The organism is Caulobacter sp. GW821-FHT10C03 (assembly GCF_059415485.1).
Window position 1 is genome coordinate 14,312 of the sequence record NZ_JBWKNI010000002.1, and the last position, 24,084, is coordinate 38,395.

Below are 24,084 nucleotides of genomic sequence, written 5' to 3' on the forward strand. Positions count from 1 at the left end.
CCCTCATCCGTCGGCGGAGTTTATCCTCGGGCCGGCCCTTGGCCGGACCGGGGGGCCGACACCTTCTCCCGCAAGGGGAGAAGGATCATTTGTCGGCCGCGTACGGCGCCTTCGCGTCCGCCCGGATCAGCCCCCGCGTCGCATCCCCGACCCCGATCAGCACGAACTGCACCGCAAGCGCGCAGAGGATCAGGCCCAGCACGCGCACGACGATGCTCATGCCGATGCGGCCCAGCACCTTGCTGATCACCGGCGCGGCCCAGAAGGTGGCGACCAGCACCACCGACACCGCCGCGATCACGCCGACGCCCAGGGCCATGCCGGCCAGGCCCAGATGCTTGGCCTCGCTGGCGTAGATGATCACGGTCGAGATCGCGCCCGGACCGATCAGCAGCGGCATGGCGAACGGCACGATCAGCCGCTCGAACCGCTTCTTGGCGTAGACCCGGGCCGACAGCACCTCGGTCTCGCCCTCGGCGGCGTCGGCGAACATGGTGGTGAAGTCGTCGCGCACCATGTCCAGGCCGAGAATGAACAGGATGATGCCGCCGGCGATGCGGAAGGCCGGCATCGAGATGCCGAAGAATTCCAGCAGGCTGACGCCCGTGAAGTAGAAGAACACCAGGAAGGCCAGCACGAAGAGGCCGATATAGACGGCCACCATCCGCCGGCCCGCCGAGGCCGCGCCGAGGGTGGCGGCGGCGAACAGCGGCACGTTGCCGATCGGGTCGATCAGGGCGAACAGGGCGACGAAGAAGTTGACGGCGAGTTCGGCCTGGCTCATTCGACGTCCTCAACCTTCATGCCTGTGCGGGAAACGTCGCTCTCTCTAGAGCGATGCGGGCTCGCGCGCCAACACCGGAGCTCCACAATGACCGCCGATCCGCGCCTGATCGTCCCGCTGGACCTGCCCACGGTCGCCGCCGCCCGCGGCATGGTCGACCAGCTCGGCGACTCGGTGTCGTTCTACAAGATCGGCCTGGAGCTCTTGGCCACCGACGGCATGGCCTTCGCCGGCGACCTCAAGAAGGCCGGCAAGCAGGTGTTCCTCGATTGGAAGCTGCACGACATCGGCGCGACGGTGGAGCGCTCGGCCCGGGTGCTGGCCGGGGCCGGCTGCGACCTGCTGACCGTCCACGCCGAGCCGCAGGTGATGCGCGCCGCCGTGAAGGCCAAGGCCGGCTCGGACCTGAAGATCCTGGCGGTGACCGTACTGACCAGCCTGAACGACGCCGATCTGATCGAGATGGGCTATGCTTTCAGCGCCCGCGCCCTGGTCGAGCGGCGCATCCGCCAGGCCGTGGAATGCGGCGTCGACGGCATCGTCTCCTCGCCCCATGAAGCCGCCCTGGCCCGCGAGATCGGCGGTCCGGACTTCCTGGTGGTGACGCCGGGCGTGCGCCCCTTCTGGTCGGCCAAGAACGACCAGGCCCGCGCCGCCACCCCCGCCGACGCCATCGCCGCCGGCGCCAGCCACCTGGTCTGCGGCCGCCCGATCACGGCGGCCAACGACCCGCGCGAGGCGGCGCTGAAGGTGATCGCGGAGATGGCGGGGGTTTAGCCCGCGCTATCCCCTATCTCCCGTCATTCCCACCCTTGTGGCGGGAACCCCTCTGTCAGCCGCAGGTGAAAGTGTGGCGGCGTGCCAAGCACGCCGCTTGCGCCGTCCGTGCGAGCGGAACCAGGGTTTCCCGCCACAAGGGCGGGAATGACGGGAGTTTATAGGGCCGGGCGCTACGCCCAGGCCCCGTAAGGATCCACCGACTCCTTGCCCAGCGCCTGGGCGACGGCCGGGTGGGTCAGCTTGCCGCCCAGGACGTTGAGGCCCCGCGCCAGGTGGACGTTGGTCTTCAGCGCGTCCAGGCCCTTGTCGGCCAGGGCCAGGCCGAAGGGCAGCGTCGCGTTGCCCAGGGCTTCCGACGAGGTGCGCGGGGCGGCGCCCGGCATGTTGGCCACGCAGTAGTGGACGACGCCGTCGACCGTGTAGGTCGGCTCGGCGTGGGTGGTCGGGTGGCTGGTCTCGAAGCAGCCGCCCTGGTCGATCGAGACGTCGACCAGCACCGAGCCCGGCTTCATCTTGGCCAGGTGCTCGCGACGCACCAGCTTCGGCGCCGCCGCGCCGGCGGTCAGCACGGCGCCGATGATGACGTCGGCCTTGAGGATCTCTTCCTCCACCGCGGCGAAGGTCGAATAGCGGGTCAGGATCCGGCCCTGATAGAGGTCGTCCAGCTCGCGCATGCGCGGGATCGAGCGTTCCAGCACCACCACCTCGGCGCCCAGGCCGGCGGCCATGCGGGCGGCGTTGGAGCCGACCACGCCGCCGCCCAGCACCACCACGCGGGCCGGCGGCACGCCGGGCACGCCGCTGAGCAGCAGGCCCATGCCGCCATTGTGCTTGAGCAGGGTCTCGGCCGCCGAGAACACGGCGATGCGGCCGGCCACTTCCGACATCGGGGCCAAGAGCGGCAGGCCGCCCTTCGCATCCGTCACGGTCTCGTAGGCGATGGCCGCGCAGCCGCTCTTCAGCAGGCCCTCGGTCTGGGCCGGATCCGGCGCCAGGTGCAGGTAGGTGAAGAGGATGTGGCGATCGGTCAGGCGCTCCCACTCGATCTTCTGGGGCTCCTTGACCTTCACGATCATCTCGGCGCCCGCGAACACCGCGTCGGCGTCGGGGGCGATGGTCGCGCCGGCCTTCACATAGGCGTCGTCGGCATAGCCGGCGCCCAGGCCTGCGCCCTGCTGCACCAGCACCTGGTGGCCATGGGCGACATATTCACGGACGGCGGTGGGGGTCAGGCCGACCCGGTGCTCGCCCGGTTTGATCTCGGAGGGGACGCCGACGCGCATGATGTTTCCTCGGTTTATGGCTTTAACGCTGGTGTACGCCTCTCCGTTCGCAGGTTTCTTGGTTCTTTCGTTCGTGGGATAACGGTGTATGCAGGAATCCTGCGTGAAAGGGCCGGTTCGTTGAAGAAATCCCCGGTGACGCTCGACGTCTTCGACCGAAAGATCCTCCGCCTGCTCCAACGCGAGGGTCGCGCCAGTTATGTCGACATGGCCAGGGCGGCCAATCTGTCGGAATCGGCCTGCCTGCGGCGGGTGCGGGCGCTTGAGGATTCCGGGGTCATCGGCCGCTACGCTGCGGTGATCGACGAGCGGGCCGTGGGCCTGCCGCTCAGCGTCTTCGTCACCGTCACCCTGTCGTCCCAGGCCGAGGCCGCCCTGACCGCCTTCGAGAAAGCGGTGGCGAGCGTGCGCGAGGTGGCCGAGTGCTATCTGATGACCGGCGGCTCGGACTATCTGCTGCGGCTGGTGGTGGCCGACGTCGACGACCTGGAGCGGGTGCACAGCCAGGAACTCACCCGGATCCCCGGCGTGGTTCGGGTCAGCTCGTCGATCGCCATGCGCACCGTGGTCAAACGCGTCGAATTGCCGCTTTGAGGCGAGCGCCAGCGTTGCCGGGGGATTAACCCTCCTTCGCCTAGGGTCGTGTCCGACATTCACTGGCTTCGGGGGAAGACCATGTTTTCACGACGCACCCTGTTGGGCGCGCTGGGCGTTGGCTTGGCCGCGCCAGCCATCGCCTACGCCGAAGGCCTGCACGCGCCCGAACTGCCGGCGGTGACGCCTGCCGCGCGCAAGGCCCGCCGCGTCACCAAGGCGCTGTCCACCCAGCCGGCCGACAAGGCCGCGCTGGACAAGGCCGTCGCCAGCGTGCCGCCGATGGAAGGCGAGGAAGGCCACGCCGCGCCGGGCGCGACCCAGGTCTCCGGCGTCAAGGTCGAGCCGCCCGCGCCGGCGGTCAGCCCGGACGAAGCCCTGGGCCGCCTCAAGCACGGCAACGCCATCTTCGCCCGCGGCGGCGCCAGCCTGGTGTTGCCCTCGGCCGCCCGCATCTCGGAGATGGCCGGCGGCCAGAAGCCGTTCGCGGTCGTCGTCGGCTGCAGCGACAGCCGCACCGCGCCCGAACTGATCTTCGACTGCAATCTGGGCGAACTGTTCATCGTCCGCGTGGCCGGCTCGACCGTCGGCCCCGAGGGCCTGGGCTCGATCCTCTACGCCGTCGAGCACCTGGGCGCGCCCCTGGTCGTCGTGCTGGGCCACACCAAGTGCGGCGCCGTCGGCGCGGCCGTGGACGTCGCCACCAAGCACGCCCACCTGCACGGGGCCCTGCAGGACATGGTCCTGCCGATCCTGCCGGCGGTGTTCGACGCCGACGCCGAGCATCCCGCGGACCTGCAGGACGCCGCCATCCGCCGCAACGTCCGCAACACCGCCGCCCGTCTGAAGGTCTGCGACGGCACCCTGGCCGAGCGCATCGCCCAGGGTCGGCTGAAGATCGTCTCGGCCTGCTATGACCTGTCGACGGCGCAGGTGAAGTTCGACGTATGATGTTACCGAGCGGGATGTCACGGCGGCGCCGTTGACCCCCGCTCGCGCTTAGGTTCAAGTCCCCCCAAATCACTTCGATTTGGGAGAGACGACGGATGTCGACGGACGAGACGCCGCAGGGCAGCGGCACGGCCAAGTCCTCCGTCTGGACCCGTCTGAAACCCCACCTGCTGACCCCGGCCGCGGCCGTGGCGGCGGTCGCCCTGGTCCTCGGCTTCGGCGGCGGCTTCGTGGCCGCCAAGACCGCCGATCTCGGCTGGTTCGGCGGTGGCGGCGGCAAGGCCGCGGCCAGCGGCGGCGCTGTGAAGGGCGAGGCCTGGTCGCTGTTCGGCAAGCCGCGCGACGCGGGCGCCCGCCGGCGCGGCGTTCCCAAGCCCGAAGGCTTCGCCGTCTGGCGCACCCGCATCGACAGCTCCGGCGGCGATCCGCTGGCCTGCATCCAGATGAGCCGGGACCTCGACCCGTCCAAGACCTATGCCGACTTCGTCATGGTCTCGCCCGACCTCGGCCGCACCCCGGCCGTGCGGGTCAAGGGCGACGAGCTGTGCGTCGGCGGGATCGGCTTCACCGACCACCGCGTCACCCTGCTGAAGGGCGTGCCCGCCAAGGGCGGCGACACCCTGGGCGCCAACGCCGACGTCGACTTCACCTTCGGGGAGAAGCCGCCTTACGTCGGCTTCGCCGGCGACGGGGTGATCCTGCCGCGCGAGGAGTCCGACGGCGTCGCCATCGAGACCATGAACGTCTCCAAGCTGGCCGTGGAGGTCTGGCGCGTGTCGGACCGCAACCTGGTCCGCAAGTCGATCAGCGCGCCTGATCCCACCGGCGAGGGCGACTGGAACAGCGACTACGGCGACGACAGCCCCAATGACGACGGCCGCCGCATCTGGAAGGGCGAGGTCAATGTCGACGGCGCCGCCGGCCAGAAGGCGACCACCGTCTTCCCGCTGGGCGCGGTGCTGAAGGAGATGAAGGCCGGCGCCTATGTCATCAAGGCCCGCGACGCCTCGGGCGGCCGCGACCCCGACGGCGAGGGCGACACCCCGCCGGCCCAGGCCCGGCGCTGGATCGTGTTCACCGACATGGCCCTGATCGCCTATGACGGTTCCGAGGCTCTGGACGTCGTGGTCCGCTCGCTGAAGACCGCCAAGACCGTGTCGGGCGTGCGCGTGGCCCTGGTCGCCCGCGACGGCGAGCCCCTGGCCGAGGTCAAGAGCGACGCCGACGGCCGCGTGCGCTTCGCCCGCCCGCTGCTGGAAGGCGAAGGCGCCGAGCGCGCCAAGATGGTCATGGCCTACGGTCCGCAAGGCGACCTGTCGGTGCTCGACCTCGACCGCTCGCCGGTGGACCTGTCCAAGCAGGGCGTCGGCGGCCGCACCGAGAGCGAGGGCGGCCGCGAGGCCAAGACCGACATCGACGGCTGGCTCTATGCCGACCGCGGCATCTATCGTCCCGGCGAGACCGTGCACCTGACGGCCATGGTCCGCGACCGCCTGGCCAAGGCGGTGAACGACCGCAAGGGCTACATCCTCGTCAAGCGCCCCTCGGGCGTGGAGTACAAGCGCTGGTGGTTCGGCCAGGCCAACGCCGGCGCCGTGCCGATCGACATCGCCCTGCCCCGCAGCGCCCCGCGCGGCCGCTGGACCGCCGAACTGCACATCGAGGGCATCGAGGCCTCGTCGGGTTCGCTGAGCTTCAGCGTCGAGGACTTCGCGCCCCAACGCCTGGCGGTCACCGCCACCGGCCAGGAAAGCGCGCCGGTCCGCATCGGCGAGACCCGCCAGATCAACGTCTCGGCTCGCTTCCTCTACGGCGCGCCGGGCTCGGGCCTGCAGACGCAAGGCGAGGCCCGCCTGCGCCGCGACACCGATCCCTTCCCGCAATACAAGGGCTTCGAGTGGGGCGACGCCCAGGAGCCGTTCGACGAAAAGCTGATCGAGCTGGGCAACACCGTCACCGACGGCGAGGGCCGGGCGGTGCTGAACCTGGCGACGTCCGACGTCGGCGAGACCGGCCAGCCGCTGGTCGCGGCCGTCACGGCCTCGGTGTTCGAGCCCGGCGGCCGGCCGGTGCGCGAGGGCCTCGAGATCAAGGTCCGCGGCAAGCCGGTCTATTACGGGGTCAAGATCGAGCAGGGCGAGGCCAAGAACGGCGATCCGCCCGTCAGCCTTGAGATCATCGCCGTCGACGCCGCCGGCAAGCGGATCTCGACCACCGCCAATTACACCCTGATCAGCGAGAACTGGAACTACGACTGGTTCCAGCAGGACGGCCGCTGGCAGTGGCGGCGCACCAGCCGCGACGCCGTGGTCATGAAGGGGGCGCTGAACCTCTCGGCTGGCCAGTCGGCGCGCGTCAACCGCCGCCTCGGCTGGGGCGACTACCGCCTGGTGGTCGAGGGCGCCGACGGCAGCAAGACCATCACCCGCTTCTCGTCGGGCTGGGGCTCGCCGGCCAAGGACGCCGAGGCGCCCGACTATGTCCGCGTGTCGGCCGGGACCAAGGCCTATGCGCAAGGCGACACCGTCGAGATCACCCTCAAGGCGCCCTATGCCGGCCAGGCCCAGGTGGCCGTGGCCACCGATCGCCTGATCGACCTCAAGACCGTGTCGGTCGGCGAGAACGGCGCGACCGTGAAGCTGAAGACCAGCGCCGCCTGGGGCGGCGGGGCCTATGTGATGGTCACCGTCATCCAGCCGCGCGACCCGGTCGCCTCGCCCAAGCCCAAGCGGGCCCTGGGCCTCGTCTACGTGCCGCTGGAGCCGAAGGGCCGCAAGCTGGTGGTCGACATCGGCACGCCGGCCAAGATCGACTCCAAGGCGCCGGTCGAGATCCCGCTGAAGGTGCAGGGCCTGGGCTTTGGCCAGAAGGCCCGGGTCACCGTCGCGGCGGTGGACGAGGGCGTGCTGCGCCTGACCCGCCAGGAAAGCCCCGACCCGGTGAAGTGGTACTTCGGCAAGCGGGCCCTGACGCTCGACTACCGTGACGACTACGGCCGCCTGCTCGACCCCAACATGGGCGCGCCGGCCAACGTCAACTTCGGCGGCGACGAGCTGGGCGGCGAGGGTCTGACGGTCACCCCGATCAAGACCGTGGCCCTGTGGTCGGGCGTGGTCGAGACCGGCCTCGACGGCAAGGCGGTGATCAAGCTGCCGCCCGCCGACTTCAACGGCGAGCTGCGGATCATGGCCGTGGCCTGGACCGACGAGGCCGTCGGCTCGGGCTCCAAGGCCATGACCGTGCGCCAGCCGGTGGTCGCCGACCTCAACCTGCCGCGCTTCCTGTCGCCCGGCGACAAGCCGACCGCGACGCTGGAACTGCACAATGTCGAGGGCAAGCCCGGCGCCTACACCGCCGAGGCCAGCGCCTCGGGCGGGCTGAAGGTCGCCTTCAAGAAGGTGATCACCCTGATCCTGGGCCAGCGCGTCGCCGAGAAGATTCCCTTCCTGGCGCCCGACGTCACCGGCATCGGCAAGATCGGCTTCAAGGTCAGCGGCCCCGGCTTCTCGACCGCCAAGGACTATCCGATCCAGACCCGCCTGGGCTGGGGCGACGTGGTGCGCACCACCACCGAGCTGCAGGCCCCGGGGACCAGCTACACCCCCAACTACCAGCTGCTCTCGGGCCTGGCGGCCGGGGACGTGACGCTGCAGGTCAGCTACTCGCCGTTCAAGGGCTTCGACCCGTCGGCGATCGCGGTCGCCTTGCAACGCTACCCCTACGGCTGCACCGAGCAGCTGGTCTCGACCGCCTATCCGCTGCTCTACGCCCAGAGCGTCTCCAGCGATCCGAAGCTGAAGCGCACCCCAGCCGCCCTCGCGGGCGCGGTGGGCCGCCTGCTGGATCGCCAGACCCTCGACGGGGCCTTCGGCCTGTGGCGGGTCGGCGACGGCGAGGCCGACGCCTGGCTGGGCGCCTACGCCACAGACTTCCTGCTGGAGGCCAAGGCGCAGGGCGTGGCCGTGCCCGACGAGGCCCTGGACAAGGCCCTGAACGCCATGCGCCAGATCAGCCGTCCCGACGGCTGGAGCTCGGTCTCCTACCGGCTGGAATATCCGGCCTGGTGGGGCCGCAGCCCCGAGGACAGCAAGAAGGCCACCGAGCGCATGCGCCGCCGGGCCAGCGCCTACGCCCTCTACGTCCTGGCCAAGGCCGGGCGCGGGGACCTGGCCCGCCTGCGCTGGTGGCACGACGTGCAGATGAAGGACGAGGACCAGCCGCTGGCGAAAGCCCAGGTGGCCGCGGGTCTCGCCCTGATGGGCGACCACGCCCGGTCCCGCTCGGCCATGCGCCAGGCGGTGAACTCGCTGAACTGGCGCGACGAGTACGACTGGTACCAAAGCCCGCTGCGCGACGTGGCCGCGGTCACGGCCCTGGCGGTCCAGGCCGGTCAGACCGACGTCGCCGCCCGCCTGCAAGGCCGCCTGGAGAACGTGGTCAAGGATCCCGACGCCCTGAACACCCAGGAACAGGCCCAGCTGCTGTTCGCCGCCCACCAGCTGATGAAGGCCGCCGGCCCGATCAGCATCGACGCCCAGGGCGTGATCGGCCTGCCCCCCGCGGGCGGGGCGCCGCGCTGGGCCGTGGGCAAGCTGGTCGACGCCCGCTTCACCAACAAGGGCAAGGGCGCCCTGTGGCGGACGGTCAGCGTGCGCGGCACGCCGATCCTCGCTCCGGTGGCCTCCAGCAACGGCCTGACGGTGAGCAAGCGCCTGTTCACGATGAGCGGCGGCGCGGTCGATCCCTTCGCCATCCGCCAGGGCGAACGGGTGATCGTGCTGATCCAGGGCCGGTCGCTGCAGGCCCGTTCGACCGCCCTGGTGGTCGACGACGCCCTGCCGGCCGGCTTCGAGATCGAGGCCCCGCTGGGCGCCGACGACGCCCAGAACGGACCGTTCAAGTTCCTCGGCGAGCTTTCCAGCCCCGACGCCCAGGAAAGCCGCGACGACCGCTACATCGCCGCGCTGGACCTGGAGGGCAACAAGCCCTTCGCCATGGCCTACATCGCGCGGGCCGTGACGCCGGGCGAGTTCTTCCTGCCCGGGGCCGTGGCCAAGGACATGTATCGCCCGAGCATCGCCGCCCGGTCGGACGCCGGCCGCACGACGATCGCGGGGCAGTGATGTTCAGCGTTCTCCCTTCCCCCTTGATGGGGGAAGGGTCGGGGATTGGGGTGACAGCGCTTGAAGGTGAAGCGCCGTGACCACCGCCAACTCCGAAGTCACCCCCACCCCCTCCCCCTCCCCCATCGAGGGGGAGGGGAAGGTCCCGCTGATCACGCGCGTACTGACCGGCTTCCTCGCCGCCCAGGTCGTGCTGTTCACCCTCAGCGCCACCTTTCCCCCTGACATGGGCCGCGCCAGACGCTCCTCGCCCGTCGTGTTGGGCGAGCGCGGGGCGTGGCTGCGCGCCCTGCCGGTGGAGGACGGCCGCTGGCGGGTGCGGGCCGATCTGGAACGCACCGACCCGACCTTCCTCAAGCGCCTGGTCGCGGTCGAGGACGCCCGCTTCCGCTGGCACCTGGGCGTCGATCCCATCGCCCTGGTCCGCGCCACGGGCTCGGCGCTCATCCATGGCCGGATCAGCAGCGGCGCCTCGACCCTGTCGATGCAGACCGCGCGCCTGCTCGAGCCCCGGCCGCGCAATCTCGGCTCCAAGCTGATCGAGATGGTCCGCGCCGTGCAGCTGGAGAGCCGGCTGAGCAAGGACGAAATCCTGGCGCTCTACCTGACGCTCGCCCCCTACGGCGGCAATCTGGAGGGGGTGCGCGGCGCCAGCCTTTCCTATTTCGGCCACGAGCCGTCCAGCCTGACCGACGGCGAGCAGGCCCTGCTGATCGCCCTGCCCCAGGCGCCCGAAGGCCGCCGCCCCGACCGCCGGCCCGAAGCCGCGCGCGAAGCCCGGCGGGCGGTGCTGGACAAGATGGTCCGCGCCCGCGTCCTGACCGACATCGCCGCCGCCGAAGCCGAGGGCGAGCCGATCCCCCGCCGCAGCGTCTTTCCGGCCATGGCCTGGCACCTGGCCGGCCAGCTGGCCGCCGCCGCTCCGGCCAGCCAGCCCAGCGTCGCCAGCACCATCGATCCGGACCTCCAGGCGCGGCTGGAGCCGATGGCCGCCGCCGTCGCCGCCAGCCAGGGTCCGGAAGCCACGTCCGCCATCATCGTCGTGCGGATCCGCGACCGGGCCGTGCGGGCCCTGGTCGGCTCGGCCGGCCGCGACCGGCCCGGCGGCTGGGTGGACATGACCCGCGCCGCCCGCTCGCCCGGATCGGCCCTGAAGCCCTTCGTCTACGCCTTCGCGTTCGACGACGGCGCCCTGGCGCCCGACACCCAGATCGACGACGCCCAGACCCGCTTCGCCGACTACCAGCCCGAGAACTTCGACCGCGTCTTCCACGGCAAGGTCACGGCCCGCGAGGCCCTGGCCTATTCGCTGAACGTGCCGGCCGTCGCCACCCTGGAGAAGATCGGCCCCGAGGCCTTCGCAGCCCGGCTCGAAGCGGGTGGAGTCAAGCTGCTGCGGCCCAAGGCCGAGGTGAAGGCGGCGGGCCTGGCCCTGGCCCTGGGCGGGGCCGGCATCACCCTGCGCGATCTGGTCACCCTCTACGCCGCCCTCGGCGACGGCGGGGTCGCCAAGCCGCTGGCCTATACGGTGGACGAGGCCAAGGCCCGCGAGCGCTCGGGCGGAACCCGCATCGCCCGGCCCGAGGCCGTGAACCAGGTGCTCGACATCCTGCGCGAGGCCCCCGGCCCGCGCGGCCGCGCCCCCTCGGCCCTGACCCGGGGCGGACCGGCCATGGCCTTCAAGACCGGCACCTCCTACGGCTTCCGCGACGCGGTGGCGGCGGGCGTCGTGGGCGGCCACGCCATCCTCGTCTGGACCGGACGCGCCGACGGCGGCGCGCGCGGCGGGCTGACGGGGCGTGACGCCGCCCTGCCCCTGCTGTTCGACGTCGCCGACCTGGTCGGCGCCCCGCCGACCGCCCCGCGTCCGATCGCGCCGAAATCGGCGCCGGGGGCCTTGCAACGTCTCCAGACCATGGCCGACGAAGGTCCGCGCCTGATCTTCCCGCCGGACGGGGCGACGGTGCAGGTCGAGGGGCTGGGCAAGGCCTCGCGCGGCCTCGTCCTGGCGGCCGGCGGCGAGAACCTGTCGTGGTACGTGAACGGCGCGCCGCTCTCGCGGGACGCGGTCAGCGGCAAGCCGGTGTGGCGTCCGCCGGCCGCGGGCTTCTATCGGCTGCGGGTGGTCGACGCCCAGGGCCGGGCGGCCAGCGCCCGGGTTCGCATCAAGGCGCCGGGCTAGGCTTTCGCCGGCTGGGCCTTGAACGGCGCGGCGCGGACGACGGCGACGGTGGCGACCAGCAGCAAAGCGCCCACGGCCAGGGCCGTCAGCCACTGGGGATCGGGCTTCCAGTAGCCGAGATTGCGGGCGGCGAGATAGCCGGGCGCCAGGACCGACACCACCCACAGCGGCGCGGTGACGGTGTTGGCGGCGTGGAAGGTCCAGTCGCGCATGCGGGTCATGCCCGCGGCCATCGGCACGAACGGCCGCAGCGGTCCCAGATAGCGGGCGACCAGCAGGGCCAGCACGCCGTAGCGGCGGGTGTAGAGGCGGGCGCGGGCCACGGTGCGGCGATGCCTGGCCACGGCCGGATGGCGCACGGCCCTGGCGCCGATCTTCTGGCCGATCAGGTAGGAGATGGCGTCGCCGGCGGCCGCGCCGACGCTGCACCAGATAATGACTTCCACGGGATGCAGCGAGCCGGTGGCGATCAGCGCCCCGGCCGTCAGCATCACCGCCATTATCGGGATCAGCACCCCGACCAGCATCAGGGCTTCCAGCAAAGTGACGAGCGCCAGGATCGCGCACACCAGCAGGCGGTGCTCGACGACCATCTCGTGCAGGGTCTGGAGGAAGGCGTCCATGCGCTCACCGTGCCGCAACAAGGTGACGAACAGGTAAGGGCGAACGCGGTTTTTGTAAGGTGCGGCGATACGGCGCGGCTGAATGCTCCCCTTCTGGGGGAGCTGTCGCGGAGCGACTGAGGGGGTCTGCTCGGTATCGGCCAGCGCTCCCCCCTCCGGCCCTTCGGGCCACCTCCCCCAGAGGGGGAGGATCTGAAGATCCCCTACTCCGGCTTCCCCGCCAGAACGCGCTCGTAGTCCTCGAGGCTGGCGATGCCGACGTTGAGGTCGGTCACCAGGCCGTTGGACAGCGAATAGACCCAGCCGTGCACGGCCAGGCTCTGGCCGCGCGCCCAGGCGTCCTGAACAAAGACGTCCGAGGCGACGTTGCGCACCTGGCGGATGACGTTCAGTTCGCACAGGCGGTTGAGGCGGTCGCGCTCCTCGGGGATGGCTTCCAGTTCGTGCTTGTGCTCGGCGTGGACCTCGCGGATCGGGTGCAGCCAGTGATCGACCAGGCCCCGGCGCTTGCCGTCGATGGCCGCCGCCACGCCGCCGCAGCCATAGTGGCCGACGACCATCACGTGCTTGACCTTCAGAACGTCGACCGCGAACTGCAGCACGGACAGATAGTTGGCGTCCTGCGGCGGGGCGAGGTTGGCGACGTTGCGGTGGACGAACAGTTCGCCCGGATCCAGGCCGACGATCTCGTTGGCCGGCACGCGGCTGTCGCTGCAGCCGATCCACAGGTACTCGGGGCTCTGCTGGTTCTCCAGGCGCTTGAAGAACTCGGGATCGACCTGGGTCTTCCCCTTCGACCAGTTGGCGTTGTTGGTTTTCAGATCTTCAAGCATCGGCGGCGTCCGGCTGGAGGCTGGGGTGAGCAGCGGCGAAGGCGGGATGGTCGGCGGCGCGGTCGGCGGCCGCGACGATCCGCGGGAAAGGTGAAAGGTCGATCTTGAACCGGCGCGCGCCATAGACCTGCGGCACGAGGCAGATGTCGGCCAGGGTCGGCGTATCGCCGTAGGCATAGTCTCCGCCGTGGGCGGCGACGGCCGCTTCCAGGGCGGTGAAGCCCTCGTTCAGCCAGCGGGCCATCCAGGCGGTGCGGGCGGCCTCGTCCTGGCCACGGGCGGCCAGTTCGCCGGTGACCCGCACGTTGTTCAGCGGATGGATGTCGCAGGCGACGGTCTGGGCCATGGCCCGCACCCGCGCCCGGCCCAGCGGGTCGGCGGGCAGCAGCGGCGGCTCAGGGTGCGTCTCGTCCAGCCACTCGAGGATGGCCAGGCTCTGGGTCAACACCACGCCTTCACCCAGCGCAAGGGCCGGGGTGAGGCCCTGCGGATTGAGGTCGAGATAGGCGCCCTGCCGTTGCTCGCCCTTCAGCAGGTTCACCGGGCTCTGGTCATAGGCCAGGCCCTTGAGATTGAGGCCGATGCGCACGCGATAAGGCGCGGCCGCCCGCCAGTAGCCGAACAGCGTCAGGGTCACGGCTCGCGCTCTCCCGTCAGACCAGGGTGAAGGCCAGGGCGCCGACGCCGTCGACCTCGCCGACGATCCTGTCGCCCTTGACCACCGCGGCCACGCCCTCGGGCGTGCCGGTGAAGATCAGGTCGCCGGCCGCCAGGGTCCACAGCTTGCTGGCCTCGGCGATGATCTCGGGGATGTTCCAGATCATGTCGGCGATCAGGCCGGTCTGGCGCTGCACGCCGTTGACGGTCAACCAGATGGCGCCGTCGAGCGTGGCGTCCGCGACCGGGCGGATGGCCGAGATCGGGGCGGAGAAGTCGAAGGCCTTGCCCGCTTCCCACGGCTGGCCCTTGGCCTTGGCCGCGCCCTGCAGGTCGCGACGGGTCAGATCGACGCCCACGGCGTAGCCGAACACATGGTCCAGGGCGTCATCGACAGCGATGTCGGCGCCGCCCGACTTCAGGGCGACCACCAGCTCGATCTCGTGGTGCAGGTCGGCGGTGCGCGGCGGATAGGGCACGTCTTCCAGCAGCGGTGCGACGGCGTCGGCCGGCTTGGCGAAGAAGAACGGCGGATCGCGCTCGTCACCGCCCATCTCGGCGCGGTGGGCGGCGTAGTTTCGGCCCACGCACAGGATGCGGCGGACCGGGAAGACCGCATCGGTCCCTTCCACCGGAACCGAAGCTTGGACGGGCGGGGGAAAGGCGAAGGTCGTCATGGCCGCCTGCTTAGACCCAAACGCTCGCGACCGGAACCCCGGCCGAAAACGGCGCGACGAACGCCGTTCGTCGGGAACCCGACAGCCTAAACGTTCTTTCACTTGCCCATGGTTGCGCCGTCGAGTCATGACGAAGTGGGGACTGTGGCGTTAACACTAGGGGGCGGCGAGCGACGATGCTGATCATCGAAAATCTGACGCATGTGTACGGCAACGGCGTGCGGGCCCTCGACGAGGTCAGCCTGACCATTCCGCGCGGCATGTACGGCCTGCTCGGCCCCAACGGCGCCGGCAAGTCGACCCTGATGCGCACCGTCGCCACCCTGCAGGCCCCGACCTCGGGCCACATCCGCTTCGGCGACATCGACGTGCTGAAGGACCCCGAGGCCCTGCGCCGCGTGCTCGGCTACTTGCCGCAGGACTTCGGCGTCTACCCCCGCGTCAGCGCCTACGACATGCTCGACCACATGGCCGTGCTGAAGGGCGTCGCCGGCCGCAAGGAGCGCAAGGACACCGTCGAGAGCCTGCTGGCCCAGGTCAATCTCTGGAACGTCCGCAACAAGGCCATCGCCGGCTTCTCGGGCGGCATGCGCCAGCGCTTCGGCATCGCGCAGGCCCTGATCGGCGACCCCCGCCTGATTATCGTCGACGAGCCCACCGCCGGCCTCGATCCGGAAGAGCGCAACCGCTTCCTCAACCTTCTGGCCGAGATCGGCGAGAACGTGGTGGTGATCCTGTCGACCCACATCGTCGAGGACGTCTCCGACCTCTGCCCGGCCATGGCCATCATCTGCGACGGCCGCATCGTGCGCGAGGGCGCCCCGGGCGACCTGATCCGCCAGCTGGACGGCCGGATCTGGAAGAAGACCATCGACAAGGCCGAACTCGAAGACGCCAAGGCGGCCCACCAGGTGATCTCGACCCGGCTGCTGGGCGGCCGCACCGTCATCCACGTCCTCGCCGACCAGGATCCGGGACAGGGCTTCGCACCCGTGCCCGGCGGGCTCGAGGACGTCTATTTCTCGACCCTCGCCACGACCCGCTGCGCGGCGTAGGGGGCGCGAGATCATGTTCGGCAAGATCGCGGGCTTCGAGTTCCGCTACCAGCTGCGCTCCCCAGTGTTCTGGGTGGTGGCGGTCATCTTCTTCCTGCTGACCTTCGGCTCGGTGACCATCGAGCAGATCTCGATCGGCGGCGGCGGCTCGATCCACAAGAACGCGCCCTTCGCCATCGCCCAGACAAACCTGATCCTGTCGATCTTCTACATGTTCGTGACGACGGCCTTCGTGGCCAACGTCATCGTCCGCGACGACGAAACGGGCTACGGCCCGATCCTGCGCACCACCCGCATCGGCAAGTTCGACTATCTCTACGGCCGTTTCGCCGGCGCCTTCCTGGCGGCCGCCTTGTCGTTCCTGGCCGTGCCCCTGGCCATCTTCATCGGCTCGCTGATGCCGTGGATCGACGCGGAGAAGCTGGGCCCCAACCTGCTCGAAGCCTACGTCTTCTCATACTTCGTCCTGGCCCTGCCGGCCCTGCTGCTGACCTCGGCGATGTTCTTCGCCCTGGCCACCGTCACCCGCTCGATGATGTGGACCTATCTGGGCGTGGTCGGCGTCATGGTGGTGTGGATCATCGCCAACATCGCCCTCGACAAGCCCGAGTTCGAGCACGGCGCGGCGCTGTGGGATCCGCTGGGGGCCAGCGCCTTCAGCCTGGCGACCAAGTACTGGACGGCCAGTGAGCGCAATAGCCTGATCCCGCATCTGTCCGGTCCGCTGCTGTTCAACCGGATCTATGTCCTGGTCCTGTCGGCGGGGTTCCTGGCGATCGCCTACGGCCTCTTCCGGTTCCAGTCGGCCGAGCTTTCGGGACAGCGCAAGGCCCCGCGCTCCAACGGCCTGCCGCCGCCGATCGAGGTCGTGCCGGTCATCAAGCCCCTGGCCAAGCCGCGCCACGACCGGACCGCCGCCTTGGCCCAGTTCCTCGCCCGCACCCGCTTCGACATGGTGCAGGTGTTCAAGAGCCCGGCCTATTTCGTGCTGTTGGCCCTGGGCCTGTCGAACGCCTCCGGCGCCCTGTGGTTCGCCACCGAGGCGGCCGGCTACGGCGGCGTGATCCACCCGGTCACCCGTATCCTGCTGCGGCCGCTGATGGGCTCGTTCAGCCTGATCCCGATGATCATCGCCATCTACTACGCCGGCGAACTGGTCTGGCGCGAGCGCGAGCGGCGCACCCACGAGATCATCGACTCGACCCCCGTCGGCGATTGGGCCTTCGTCGCCCCGAAGCTGGCGGCCATCTCGCTGGTGCTGCTCTCGACCCTGCTGGTCAGCGTGGTCGCGGCGATCTTCAGCCAGCTGAGCCACGGCTACGACCGCCTGGAACTGGGCAAGTACCTGCTGTGGTACGTGCTGCCGCAGAGCGTCGACTGGATCCTGCTGGCGGTGCTGTCGGTGTTCCTGCAGGTGCTGAGCCCGCACAAGTTCGTCGGCTGGGGCCTGATGGTGATCTACATCGTCGCCACCCTGACCTTCAGCAACCTCGGCTTCCAGCACAACCTCTACAACTACGGCGGCGTCCCCGACGCGCCGTTCTCCGACATGAACGGCCTGGGCAAGTTCTGGATCGGCGCCTGGTGGTTCCGCGCCTACTGGAGCGCCTTCGCCGTCCTGCTGGCCCTGTTGTCCTACGCCCTGTGGCGACGTGGAACCGAGGGGCGGCTTCTTCCCCGCCTGCGCCGCCTTCCCTATCGCCTGCGCGGCGCCAACGGCATCGTCTTCGGCGTCTTCCTGGCGGCCTTCGCAGGCCTGGGCGGTTTCATCTTCGTCAACACCAACGTCTGGAACGAGTACCGCACCAATCTCGACGACGAGCGCTGGACGGCCGACTTCGAAAAGGCGCTGCTGCGCTACGAAAACACGCCGCAGCCCAAGATCATCGGCATGAAGCTGGACGTCGACCTGTGGTCGCATGAACCCAAGGCCGTGACCCGCGGCGCCTATGTCTTCCAGAACAAGACCGGCCAGCCGATCAAGGAGATCCACCTCCGCTTCGACCGCGACCTCATCGTGCGCGGCCTGTCGATCGAGGGGGCGCGGCCCAAGCAGACCTTCGACCGCTTCAACTACCGCATCTTCGCCTTCGACACGCCGATGGCCCCCGGCGAGACGCGCCGGATGAGCTTCATCACCGAGCGCAGCCAGAAGGGCTTCAAGAACAACGGCGACGAGACCCGGGTCGTCGACAACGGGACCTTCCTGAACAATTTCGAGATCGCCCCGATCCTGGGGATGTCGCGCGAGGGCCTGCTGCAGGACCGCGCCAAGCGCCGCAAGTACGGCCTGCCGCCCGAGTTGCGGATGGCCAAGCTGGGCGACGCGGCGAGCCGGCAGTTCAACTACCTGCGCCACGACGCCGACTTCGTGGCCTCCGACATCACCGTCACCACCGACGCCGACCAGACGCCGATCGCGCCGGGGACCCTGGTTTCGGAACGGACCTGGACGTCCGGAAGCGACAACCGCCGCACCGCGCGCTTCGTCGCCGACGCCCCGATCCTGCCGTTCCTGTCGATCCAGTCGGCCCGCTACGCCGTCTCCCGCGAGGCCTACAAGGGCGTCGACCTGGCGGTCTATTACGACCCGCAGCACGCCTGGAACATCGAGCGCATGCGCACGTCGATGAAGGCCTCGCTCGACTACTACCAGTCGGCGTTCAGCCCCTATCAGTTCAAGCAGCTGCGCTTTCTGGAGTTCCCGGCCTATCAGAGCTTCGCCCAGGCCTATGCCGGCACGATCCCGTGGTCGGAGGCGATGTTCTTCATCGCCGACTACCGCAACCCCGAGAAGATCGACATGGTCACCTATGTCGGCGCCCACGAGATCGGCCACCAGTGGTGGGCCCACCAGGTGCTGGGGGCCGACCAGCAGGGCTCGACCATGCTGTCGGAGACCTTCGCCCAGTACTCGGCCCTGATGGTCATGAAGCGGATGTACGGCGAGGCCCAGATCCGCAAGTTCCTGAAGTTCGAGCTCAACGGCTATCTGCGCGCGCGCGGCGGCGACGTGCTCGAGGAACAGCCTCTGGCCCGGGTCGAGAACCAGCAGTACGTCCACTATCGCAAGGGCTCGCTGGTCATGTACCGGCTGCAGCACGAGGTCGGCGAGGAGACGGTCAACCGCGCCCTGCGCCAACTGATCGCGGAGTATGGCTTCAAGGGCGCGCCCTATCCGACCACGCTCGACTTCCTGCGCATCCTCCGCGCCGAGGTCCCGGCCGACAAGCAGGCCCTGATCACCGACCTGTTTGAGAAGATCACGCTCTACGACCTGAAGACCAAGAGCGCGTCGGTGAAGAAGCGCGCCGACGGCCGCTATGACGTCAAGCTCGTGGTCGAGGCCCGCAAGATGTACGCCGACGGCCGCGGCAAGGAGACCAACGCGCCCCTGAACGAGGTGCTGGACGTCGGCCTGTTCACCGCCGAGCCGGGCAAGAAGGACTTCGCGCAGAAGAACGTCGTCGCCTTCGAACGCCGCCCGATCCGCACCGGAACCCAGACTTTGACCTTTGTCACGCCAGTCGCGCCGCGCTGGGCGGGCGTGGATCCCTACAACCTGGTGATCGACCGCAACGGCGACGACAACGTCATCAAGACGGCGAACTGAGGCGGACAAAGAAAATCCCCCGGCCTTTCGACCGGGGGATTTCCATATTCAGGCTGAGCTCTAACCCTACTTCAGGCCGTTCTTCAGGCCTTCGGCGTGGTTCAGGTGCTCCTGCACCTTCGGCGCGGTCTCGGCGGCGAAGGTCTTGATGGCGGCGACGTCGCCGTCCTGGGCGTAGCGCTGCAGCAGGTTCAGGGCCGCCTGGTGGGCGTCGACCTGGTCGTCGGCATAGGTCTTGTCGAAGTCCTTGGCGTCGGCCTTGTTCAGGTCGTCCAGCTTGTCCTGCAGGTCCGACGGCAGGGCGGTCGGCAGGGTGATGCTGACGCCCGAAGCGGCGATGGCGGCCTTCAGGCCCGCGCTGGTGGCGGTGTGGGCGTCGATCATGTCCTGGGCGAACTTCTTGACCTCGACGTTGGTCGAGCGCTTCAGCGCGACCTTGGCGGCCTCGATCTCGAACTGGTCGCTGGAGGCGGCCTTGGCGGCGAAGTCCGGCGCCTTGGCCTCGTCCGACGGGGTCGGAACAGTGGCGGCGGGGTTGGCGTCCGGGGTGGCGGCCTGTTCGGCCGGGGTGGCGGCGCCCTTGGTCTCTTCCTTCTGGCCGCAGGCGGCGAGGCTGAGGGCTGCGAAGGCGGCGCCGACGATGAGGAGCTTGCGGGTCATGGCTTTCTTTCCCTGCGCGTTTTTCTGGGCAAGAAGGGTCGGCGTCGCGCGTCGCCGTGTGGCAGGAAAAAGGTTCACGGCCGCGTGATGGTTCCGTGATCGGGGAGAGGAACAAAATGACCCAAGGGCCGTTGGCGGGCGTCCGCGTGATCGAGATGGGCCAGCTGATCGCCGGTCCGTTCTGCGGCCAGGTGCTGGGCGACTTCGGCGCCGAGGTGATCAAGCTGGAAGACCCGAAGGCCGGCGACCCGATGCGCCAGTGGGGACGCTCCAAGCCCCAGGGCCTGTCGCCCTGGTGGCCGGTGATCGGCCGCAACAAGAAGTCGGTCACGGTCGACCTGCGCACCGACGAGGGCCGCGACATCGCCCGCGCCCTGATCGCCAAGGCCGACGTGGTGGTCGAGAACTTCCGCCCCGGCACGCTGGAGAAGTGGGGCATGGGCTTCGACGCCCTGGCCGCGACCAACCCCGGCCTCGTCATGGCCCGCGTCTCCGGCTTCGGCCAGACGGGCCCCTACGCCAAGCGGGCCGGCTACGCCCTGGTCGGCGAGGCGATGGGCGGCCTTCGCCACATCACCGGCGAGCCCGACCGCAATCCGGCCCGGGCCGGGATCTCGATCGGCGACAGCCTGTCGGGCCTCAACGCGGCCCTCGGGGTGATGATGGCCCTGCACGCCCGCCAGCGCACCGGCAAGGGCCAGGTGGTCGACGTGGCGATCTATGAAAGCGTGCTGACGGTGATGGAGAACCTGGTCACCGAATACGACCTCACCGGCTACATCCGCGAACGCTCCGGCGCCGTGCTGCCCGGCATCGCCCCGTCCAACGTCTATCCGACCCGGTCCGGCGAGCTCGTCTTGATCGGCGCCAATCAGGACACCCTGTTCAAGCGCCTGTGCGACCTGATGGACCGCCCCGACCTGGCCGAGGATCCCCGCTATCGCGACCACGCCGCACGCGGCGTCAACCAGGCCGAACTCGACGCCCGCATCGCCGCCTGGACCCTGGACCAGGACATCGACGACCTGCTGCCGAAGCTGGAGGCGGCGGGCCTGGCTTGCGGCCGCATCTATCGCGCGCCCGAAATGCTGGCCGACCCGCAGTTCCAGGCCCGCGACTCGATCGTATCGGCGCCTCACCCGGTGTTCGGCCAGGTGAAGATGCAGAACGCCTTCCCCCGCCTGACCGACACCCCCGGCGGCGTCCGCTGGACCGGCCCGACGCTGGGCGAGCATACGGAAAGCGTGCTGGAGGAGGTGGCCGGGCTGGCGGCCGAGAAGGTGGCCGAGCTGAAGGCGCGAGGGGTGGTTTAGGAGCCTCCCCGGAAGGGGCCGAAGCTCTCCCCCGTAAAATCCCCGCGAAAGCGGGGACCCAGGCGTTTTATCGTCGAGCGCCCCACGTTTCAGAAAGAGCCTGGGCCCCCGCTTTCGCGGGGGTTTTACGGATGGGAAGGCCCCATCCTCACGGGCACGGGTTCGGGTGCACCGCGTGGATGGCGTTGACGGCCGTCTCCAGCTCTTCGGTCCAGGTGACGTCGAAGGCGTCGATGTCGGTCTTCAGCTGCGCCATGCTCGTCGCGCCGATGATGGTGGCGGTGACGAACGGGCGGGCGGCGACGAACTTCAGGGCCAGCTGGGCCGGATCCAGACCGTGCTGGGCGGCGAGGTCGACATAGGCGCGGAAGGCCTCGAGCGCGCCCGGCCCCTCATAGCGGTGCATGCGGTTGTAGAGCGCCTTGCGCGAGCCTTCCGGCAGCTTGCCGTCCAGGTACTTGCCGGTCAGCTGGCCCTGGGCCAGCGGCGAATAGGCCAAGAGGCCCACCTGCTCGCGCATGGCGATCTCGGCCAGGCCGTATTCGAACACGCGGTTGGCCAGGTGGTAGGCGTTCTGGATCGAGGCGATACGCGGCAGGCCCCGGGCTTCGCTCTCGGCCAGGAACTTCATCACGCCCCACGGGAACTCGTTGGAGACCCCCAGGGCCCGGATCGTCCCCTTCTTCACGTGGGCGTCCAGCGCCTCGAGGATGTCGCCGAAGCGCTGGTAGTCGTCGTCATAGTCCTTGTAGGTCTGGCCGCCGAACACCCGCACGGCGCGGTCGGGCCAGTGCAGCTGGTAGAGGTCGAGATAGTCGGTCTGCAGGCGCTTCAGCGAGCCCTCGACGGCCTCGTCGATCTGGGCCTTGGTCTGGCGGGTGGTGGCGCCGTCGGCGCGCATCCAGGACAGGCCGCCGAAGGCCGAGCCGCGGCCGGCGACCTTGGAGGCCAGCACGATCTCATCGCGCTTGCCGGTCTTCTTCAGCCACGAGCCGATGTAGCGCTCGGTATGGCCCTGCGTCTCCGGGCTGGGCGGGCTGGCGTACATCTCGGCCGTGTCCCAGAAGGTCACCCCGCGCCCCAGGGCGTAGTCCATCTGGGCGTGGGCTTCCTCTTCGGTGTTCTGCGAGCCCCAGGTCATGGTGCCCAGGCAGCAGCGCGAAACCTGGATGCCCGTACGGCCGAGTTCGACGTAATCCATGAAGTCCCCTGAACGATCCTGTAGCCTGGCTTTTTCGCCTATTTAGGCGTTAGCGGCCTCAACCCAAGGCTGGAGCCTTGCGCGCGGCCGCTTTCGACACGATATTTCACACGTGTCCCCCTTGGGACGGAAACATAAAGGGCTTCCTTCGATGAACGACTTCAACCGCGATTATGCGCGCTCGATCCCGACGGATCGCGCGGACATGTCGGTTGACGCCGGACTGCGCAGCTTCATGCTCGGCGTCTACAACAAGGTTGCGCTGGGCCTGCTGCTGTCGGCCGCCCTGGCCTGGACGACCAGCTCGTTCCCGCCGGTTCGCGACCTGCTGTTCCAGGTCAACGGCAACCGCGTCAGCTACACCATGCTGGGGATCGCGATCTCGTTCGCGCCCCTGGGCATCCTGCTGTTCTCGAGCTTCGTGATGAAGTCGATCACGCCGCGCACCGCCGGCGTGATCTACTGGACCATCGTGACGCTGATCGGCGCCTCGCTCGGCACCGTGGTGCTGATGTACACCGGCAGCAGCGTGGCCTCGACCTTCCTGATCACGGCCACCGCCTTCGGCGCGCTGAGCCTCGTGGGCTACACCACCAAGAAGGACCTGTCGGGCTTCGGCAGCTTCCTGATCATCGGTCTGGTGGGCCTGATCCTGGCCTCGATCGTGTCGATCTTCTTCCCGTCGGGCCCGCTGGTCTTCGCGATCAACGCCATCGGCGTGCTGATCTTCGCCGGCCTGATCGCCTACGACACGCAGAACCTGAAGATGACCTACTACCAGGTCGGCGGCGACGCGGCCGCCAAGTCGGTGGCCACCAACTACGGCGCGCTGAACCTGTACCTGGACTTCATCAACCTGTTCCGCTTCCTGCTCTACTTCCTGGGCGACCGCCGCTAAGCGGACGCTCCGGCCAAGGTCCGGACCAGACGAACGAAGCCCCGGCGGATCGCTCCGCCGGGGCTTTTTCGTGGGCGATCGCCTGGGAAGGCCCTAGTCCACCACCTTGAACCGGCCCTTGTCGAACAGCCGCAGCACCTGGGCCAGCTCGTGCCCGCGCTTGAGCACCACGCCGCCCTGGCCGCGCACCAGCCACTGGCCCTGCTTGCGGGCCAGGTCGGGCCACTTCTCGACGCGGTAGAGCGGCGCCTCGGCGGCGTGGCGGAAGATCGAGAAGGCCGCGTGGTCGATCGCGCCGCCCATGCCGTAGTCGCGCCATTCGCCGGCCGCGACCATGCGGCCGTACAGCCGCAGCAGCTGGTCTATCTCGCGCCGCTCGAAGAACACGACGCCGCCGACGGGGGAGGGAGCATCAAGGGCCATCGGCGAATCCTAACCCAAAATCAGCCGTTCAAGCGAGCGCGTTGGGCGAAAGTGTGAGCGGTTTCGCCCGCCAAACGCGCTCCAAGTTTTTGATTTTCGAGCCCGTTTATCGGGTTCGGATGTCCATCCGACCCCGACAGGCTCGAGCGTCGCAAATCCGCAACATCGTTCGACGAAGCGACAAGCCAAGCTGCGCCAGGCCACGAAATGACCTTGTTTTGGTCCTGCGCCCGCCTGCTTGGGGATCGAAAAAGTCAGTGTCGGCTGATCGGACACCCCACGGTCCTGGATCCTGAACAGCCCCCCCAGCCCCCCTCGATCGCGGGCCGGTCAGCCGACAGACCTACAAGAGAACCCCTCTCTTTCTTGCAGAGCCCGTGCGGATCCCCCCTCCCGCGCGGGCTTTCGCATGTCTGGGCCGCGCCTGGCGCCAG

Annotated in this window: 18 protein-coding genes; 9 read left to right on the forward strand and 9 right to left on the reverse strand. The window is 69.3% G+C overall.

Annotated features, from left to right (window positions below; translation table 11 throughout):
• Positions 1–85 precede the first annotated feature (85 nt).
• On the reverse strand, positions 86–784 hold the full coding sequence (locus tag AC07NG_RS02080; protein ID WP_494591865.1) for a MarC family protein: 699 nt from the start codon (positions 782–784) through the stop codon (positions 86–88).
• A gap of 87 nt (positions 785–871) precedes the next feature.
• Here AC07NG_RS02080 and pyrF point away from each other — a divergent pair, with 87 nt between their 5' ends.
• Positions 872–1,561: an orotidine-5'-phosphate decarboxylase gene (gene pyrF / locus AC07NG_RS02085; RefSeq protein ID WP_494591867.1), complete on the forward strand. Its 690-nt coding sequence runs from the start codon at positions 872–874 to the stop codon at positions 1,559–1,561.
• Positions 1,562–1,734: 173 nt separating this feature from the next.
• On the opposite strand, the gene ald is transcribed toward pyrF, so the two are convergent.
• Positions 1,735–2,847: an alanine dehydrogenase gene (ald, locus tag AC07NG_RS02090; RefSeq protein ID WP_110133028.1), complete on the reverse strand. Its 1,113-nt coding sequence runs from the start codon at positions 2,845–2,847 to the stop codon at positions 1,735–1,737.
• Positions 2,848–2,967: 120 nt separating this feature from the next.
• Between ald and AC07NG_RS02095 the strand changes: the two genes are divergently transcribed.
• The 4 genes from AC07NG_RS02095 (at position 2,968) to pbpC (ending at position 11,697) form a co-directional block, all read left to right on the forward strand.
• A complete protein-coding gene (locus tag AC07NG_RS02095; protein ID WP_110122207.1) occupies positions 2,968–3,441 on the forward strand; it encodes an Lrp/AsnC family transcriptional regulator in 474 nt (157 codons plus the stop codon).
• 81 nt (positions 3,442–3,522) lie between these two features.
• On the forward strand, positions 3,523–4,392 hold the full coding sequence (locus AC07NG_RS02100; protein ID WP_494591870.1) for a carbonic anhydrase: 870 nt from the start codon (positions 3,523–3,525) through the stop codon (positions 4,390–4,392).
• 95 nt (positions 4,393–4,487) lie between these two features.
• A complete protein-coding gene (locus AC07NG_RS02105; RefSeq protein ID WP_494591872.1) occupies positions 4,488–9,515 on the forward strand; it encodes an alpha-2-macroglobulin family protein in 5,028 nt (1,675 codons plus the stop codon).
• Positions 9,516–9,639: 124 nt separating this feature from the next.
• Positions 9,640–11,697, forward strand: a complete 2,058-nt coding sequence (gene pbpC / locus AC07NG_RS02110) for a penicillin-binding protein 1C (protein WP_494592323.1) — start codon at positions 9,640–9,642, stop codon at positions 11,695–11,697.
• On the opposite strand, the gene AC07NG_RS02115 is transcribed toward pbpC, so the two are convergent.
• From AC07NG_RS02115 to AC07NG_RS02130, 4 genes are all read right to left on the reverse strand, one after another.
• Positions 11,694–12,320, reverse strand: a complete 627-nt coding sequence (locus AC07NG_RS02115) for a DedA family protein (RefSeq protein ID WP_492854020.1) — start codon at positions 12,318–12,320, stop codon at positions 11,694–11,696. The two genes, pbpC and AC07NG_RS02115, sit on opposite strands and share 4 nt — an antisense overlap.
• Before the next feature lie 203 nt (positions 12,321–12,523).
• Entirely contained in the window at positions 12,524–13,153 is a 630-nt protein-coding gene (locus AC07NG_RS02120) for a carbonic anhydrase (protein WP_487291222.1), read from the reverse strand.
• Entirely contained in the window at positions 13,146–13,790 is a 645-nt protein-coding gene (gene maiA / locus AC07NG_RS02125; RefSeq protein WP_494591875.1) for a maleylacetoacetate isomerase, read from the reverse strand. The genes AC07NG_RS02120 and maiA overlap by 8 nt, the downstream gene beginning before the upstream one ends.
• Before the next feature lie 16 nt (positions 13,791–13,806).
• Positions 13,807–14,487, reverse strand: a complete 681-nt coding sequence (locus AC07NG_RS02130) for a fumarylacetoacetate hydrolase family protein (RefSeq protein WP_494591877.1) — start codon at positions 14,485–14,487, stop codon at positions 13,807–13,809.
• Positions 14,488–14,663: 176 nt separating this feature from the next.
• Here AC07NG_RS02130 and AC07NG_RS02135 point away from each other — a divergent pair, with 176 nt between their 5' ends.
• Positions 14,664–15,542, forward strand: a complete 879-nt coding sequence (locus AC07NG_RS02135; protein WP_492854023.1) for an ABC transporter ATP-binding protein — start codon at positions 14,664–14,666, stop codon at positions 15,540–15,542.
• A gap of 13 nt (positions 15,543–15,555) precedes the next feature.
• Complete coding sequence (locus AC07NG_RS02140) at positions 15,556–19,155, forward strand: ABC transporter permease/M1 family aminopeptidase (RefSeq protein WP_494591879.1); 3,600 nt, start codon at positions 15,556–15,558, stop codon at positions 19,153–19,155.
• Positions 19,156–19,221: 66 nt separating this feature from the next.
• Here AC07NG_RS02140 and AC07NG_RS02145 read toward each other — a convergent pair whose 3' ends face one another.
• Positions 19,222–19,815, reverse strand: a complete 594-nt coding sequence (locus tag AC07NG_RS02145; RefSeq protein ID WP_110120004.1) for a DUF4142 domain-containing protein — start codon at positions 19,813–19,815, stop codon at positions 19,222–19,224.
• Between the two features lie 116 nt (positions 19,816–19,931).
• Between AC07NG_RS02145 and AC07NG_RS02150 the strand changes: the two genes are divergently transcribed.
• Positions 19,932–21,128: a CaiB/BaiF CoA transferase family protein gene (locus AC07NG_RS02150; RefSeq protein ID WP_494591881.1), complete on the forward strand. Its 1,197-nt coding sequence runs from the start codon at positions 19,932–19,934 to the stop codon at positions 21,126–21,128.
• A 148-nt stretch (positions 21,129–21,276) separates the two neighbouring features.
• Here the strand turns inward: AC07NG_RS02150 and AC07NG_RS02155 are convergent, their stop codons facing one another.
• Positions 21,277–22,329, reverse strand: coding sequence for an aldo/keto reductase (locus AC07NG_RS02155; protein WP_494591883.1), 1,053 nt, complete (start codon positions 22,327–22,329; stop codon positions 21,277–21,279).
• 151 nt (positions 22,330–22,480) lie between these two features.
• On the opposite strand from AC07NG_RS02155, the gene AC07NG_RS02160 reads away from it, so the two are divergent.
• The gene (locus tag AC07NG_RS02160; RefSeq protein ID WP_487291233.1) at positions 22,481–23,227 is read left to right on the forward strand and encodes a Bax inhibitor-1/YccA family protein; all 747 of its coding nucleotides are present in this window, start codon (positions 22,481–22,483) and stop codon (positions 23,225–23,227) included.
• Positions 23,228–23,320: 93 nt separating this feature from the next.
• Here the strand turns inward: AC07NG_RS02160 and AC07NG_RS02165 are convergent, their stop codons facing one another.
• Complete coding sequence (locus AC07NG_RS02165) at positions 23,321–23,650, reverse strand: DUF2794 domain-containing protein (protein ID WP_494591885.1); 330 nt, start codon at positions 23,648–23,650, stop codon at positions 23,321–23,323.
• Positions 23,651–24,084 lie beyond the last annotated feature (434 nt).

Excerpts from the sequence above, each read along its gene's own strand:
- AC07NG_RS02100 (WP_494591870.1), top strand. The coding sequence starts at position 3,523 with ATGTTTTCACGACGCACCCTGTTGGGCGCGCTGGGCGTTGGCTTGGCC.
- AC07NG_RS02105 (WP_494591872.1), top strand. The coding sequence starts at position 4,488 with ATGTCGACGGACGAGACGCCGCAGGGCAGCGGCACGGCCAAGTCCTCC.
- ald (WP_110133028.1), bottom strand. The coding sequence starts at position 2,847 with ATGCGCGTCGGCGTCCCCTCCGAGATCAAACCGGGCGAGCACCGGGTC.
- pyrF (WP_494591867.1), top strand. The coding sequence starts at position 872 with ATGACCGCCGATCCGCGCCTGATCGTCCCGCTGGACCTGCCCACGGTC.
- AC07NG_RS02145 (WP_110120004.1), bottom strand. The coding sequence starts at position 19,815 with ATGACCCGCAAGCTCCTCATCGTCGGCGCCGCCTTCGCAGCCCTCAGC.
- AC07NG_RS02080 (WP_494591865.1), bottom strand. The coding sequence starts at position 784 with ATGAGCCAGGCCGAACTCGCCGTCAACTTCTTCGTCGCCCTGTTCGCC.
- AC07NG_RS02160 (WP_487291233.1), top strand. The coding sequence starts at position 22,481 with ATGAACGACTTCAACCGCGATTATGCGCGCTCGATCCCGACGGATCGC.
- AC07NG_RS02130 (WP_494591877.1), bottom strand. The coding sequence starts at position 14,487 with ATGACGACCTTCGCCTTTCCCCCGCCCGTCCAAGCTTCGGTTCCGGTG.
- AC07NG_RS02150 (WP_494591881.1), top strand. The coding sequence starts at position 19,932 with ATGACCCAAGGGCCGTTGGCGGGCGTCCGCGTGATCGAGATGGGCCAG.
- AC07NG_RS02115 (WP_492854020.1), bottom strand. The coding sequence starts at position 12,320 with ATGGACGCCTTCCTCCAGACCCTGCACGAGATGGTCGTCGAGCACCGC.
- AC07NG_RS02165 (WP_494591885.1), bottom strand. The coding sequence starts at position 23,650 with ATGGCCCTTGATGCTCCCTCCCCCGTCGGCGGCGTCGTGTTCTTCGAG.
- AC07NG_RS02135 (WP_492854023.1), top strand. The coding sequence starts at position 14,664 with ATGCTGATCATCGAAAATCTGACGCATGTGTACGGCAACGGCGTGCGG.
- AC07NG_RS02155 (WP_494591883.1), bottom strand. The coding sequence starts at position 22,329 with ATGGATTACGTCGAACTCGGCCGTACGGGCATCCAGGTTTCGCGCTGC.
- AC07NG_RS02120 (WP_487291222.1), bottom strand. The coding sequence starts at position 13,153 with ATGCTTGAAGATCTGAAAACCAACAACGCCAACTGGTCGAAGGGGAAG.
- AC07NG_RS02140 (WP_494591879.1), top strand. The coding sequence starts at position 15,556 with ATGTTCGGCAAGATCGCGGGCTTCGAGTTCCGCTACCAGCTGCGCTCC.